This is a genomic window from Streptomyces sp. NPDC006265, from assembly GCF_040613555.1.
Classification (GTDB): Bacteria; Actinomycetota; Actinomycetes; order Streptomycetales; family Streptomycetaceae; genus Streptomyces.
In genome coordinates, this window is sequence record NZ_JBEXSH010001005.1 from 1 (window position 1) to 3,022 (window position 3,022).

Consider the following 3,022-nt stretch of genomic DNA (forward strand, 5'->3'; position numbering starts at 1 on the left):
GGCCTCGAGCAGCTCGGCGTCGAACCCCGGAGGACTCCTGCACGGGCGGGCGACACTTCACCAGCAGGTCCCACTTGTCGAGCAGCACCGGAGGACTCCCGCACGCGGGCGGGTGCCACGACGTGTTCGACGGCAGCCCGCCGTGCCAGGGCGGAGGACTCCCGCACGGGCGGCGCTGGTCCACGGAGGCCTCCCGCATAGGCGGCAGCACTTCGCCGCCGAGTCGGTGGGACTGGAGCACGACGGAGAACTCCCGCATTGCGGGCGGCACGCGGCCATCAGCCCGAGCGCGTACGGCACGTCCGGAGGACTCCCGCACGGGCGGACGCCACAGGGGGGTGGGCTGCTCCCTTATCGAGGGGACGAGGACTCCCGCTCGGGCAGGTAGCACGAATTCCAGCGATGAAGGACTCCCTCACTGGCGTGCGGCACCGGGCCCGCGCCTTTACGCGCGGCTGGTGCTCCGGAGGACTCCCGTACGGACGGGCGGCACATCTGTCCTTCCGAGCCGATCGGAATCGCGTACGGAGGACTCCCGCACGGGCGGGCGGCACGCGACCGACGACGCCGACTCGCCCGGATCTGCGGAGGACTCCCGCGCGGGCGGGCGGCACCAGGCCAGGCGGCCCTTCCAGCCGGGCAGGCCCGGAGGACTCCCGCGCGGGCGGGCGGCACTTGTCGTTGCCCTTGTGTTTCTTCTCCAGCCACGGAGGACTCCCGCGCCCGCTCAGGCAGGTAGTACACCGCTAGCAGCAGTCCGCCAGGCTTGAGGTCGGCGGACTCCCGCAAGGGCAGGCTCTGCATCGTAGACAGCGCTGTCGTCGCGGTCATGATCGATGGACTTGCGCCCGGGCGAGGAACACAACCACTTCGTGGTGGACCTCACGAAATATGACGCAGGACTCCCTCATGGCGACGCGCTCCGGAGACGAGACCGTGATTCGTATACGCGTCGGAGGATTCCCGCACAGGCGGGCGGAACTGAGCGACCCGCACCCCAGGACGGAAACCCAACGGAGGACCCCCGCACGGGCTGACGGCACCCGTCCCGGTCGTCAGTGGTCACGGACACTCCCGGAGGACTCCCGCACGGGCGGGAGGTGCTAGTTCACCGGCACGTGGATGTACCGGGACGGCGGAGGACTTTCGCGCGGCGCTGGTGGACCTCCCCTGGCGGCCGCGCCGAGGGCGGAGGACTCCCGCGCGGGCGGGCAGCACCTGCAGTGCCGGGTCGCCTGCGCGGTGGTCATTGAAGGACTCCCGCACCGGCGGGAGATCGATGGCATCTTGCGAAGACGGGACGCACTCGTCGTCTGTACCCCAGTGGTAGGCACCCCATGGTGGACCCCGCGCAGGCGGGTGACACGACTGCTCAGCCAGCCAGAACCCCAACAAGCACGGTGGACTACCGCACGGGCGGGCGGCACTTCTCCAGGTCCACACGATCTCACGGGACACCGGAGGACTCCCGCGCGGGCAGGCGGCACGATGAGCCGTGGCTCACCGAAGATTCGTGGACCGGCCAACTCCCGCACAGGCAGGCGGCGCTCCGGCGTCGAACGCACCGTGCGCGCCGTTCTCGGACGACTCCCGCATGGGCGGCCGGCCCGGATGGCGCCCCGCGAAGCGGAACAGATGATCGGCCGACTTCCGCATGGGCAGGCAGGCGGCACGGAACGTCCTTCCACGCGGCCATGTCGGCGTGCGGAGGACTCCCGCGAGGGCGGGCGGCACGCCAGCACGTTTGGGGACGACTACGGGCGCCTTCGGCCAACTCCCGCACGGGCGGGCGGCACCCAGATTCCAACCGGTAGTTGGTGTCCAGGAACGGAGGACTCTCGCCCAGGCAAGCCATTAACCAGCTGGATAAGCCAGTCGGCACATCGGTGCGCTCGCCCTTCTGCGGACTCCTGCGCGGACGGACTACCACAATCCAAGGAACTTCCCCAAGCACGACCACGTCGGACTCCTGCACGAGCAGGCGGCACTCGACCAGCAGGTCGGGGCGAGTCCAGGTCGGCGCACGACTCCCGCGCGAGCGGGCGGCACAGGCCCTCCGTCGGAGGGTCCCGTTTTTGTCGCGGAGGACTCCCGCGCGAGCGGGCGGCACGGGCGACAGTACGAAGGCCAGAGACGGATTTCCGGAGGACTCCCGCTCAGGCGAGCTGCACTGCCCCGCAGCCCACGGGGTGATCATCATCGCCGGTGGACTCCCGCAGGGCGGGCGGCATTGTCGTCGCCCTTGTGTTTCTTCTCCAGCTACGGAGGACTCCCGCGCCCGCTCAGGCGGGTAGTACACCGCCACCATCAGTCCGCCGGGCTTGAGGAACGGTGGACTTCCGCAGGGCGGGCTCCGCATCGCAGGCGGTGCTGTCGTCGCGGTCATGATCGGTGGACTCCCGCACAGGCGGGCAGCCCTTCGCCGCCGAGTCGGTGGGACTGGAGCACGACGGAGGACTCCCGCACGGGCGGGCCACACGCGCAGACCGTGCTGCCCGGTCCCGGCGAGCACGGATGACTCCCGCAAGGGCAGGCAGCACGACACCTGCGCAAGCCTCCCGGCCGCGATGTGGGGGGACTCCCGCGCGGGCGGGAGGAACTCCCCCTCCCAGTCCCAGTTCACGTTCGTACAGCGGGGGACTCCCGCGCGGGCGGGCGGCACACCGTGGCCGAAACGCTCGACGCCGGTGTGATCGGAGGACTCCCGCGCGGACGGGCGGCACCGGACGGACTCCAACGAGGCCGGTGATCTGATCGGAGGACTCCCGCGCAGGCGGGCGGCACGTGTCGATGCCGACGCACGGCACGCCGTACGACGGAGGACTCCCGCGCGGACGGGCGGCACGACAGCGACGAGACGAAGCCGGCCGAACTCCGCGGAGGCTCCCGCGCGGACGGGCGGCACACGATCCGTTCGACCTTCCCGGGTTCCCTCTGCGGAGGACTCCCGCGCGGGCGGGCGGCACGTGAAGGTAACGGCACGGCACTCCGTGTAGTAAGGAGGACTCACGCGCGGGCGGGC

General features: G+C 71.0%; 1 protein-coding gene. It reads right to left on the minus strand.

The window, feature by feature from the left end:
• Positions 1 to 271 (minus strand): hypothetical protein (locus ABZ281_RS44245; protein WP_356663912.1); only part of this gene is annotated, 271 nt, incomplete at its 3' end.
• Between the last annotated feature and the right edge of the window lie 2,751 nt (positions 272 to 3,022).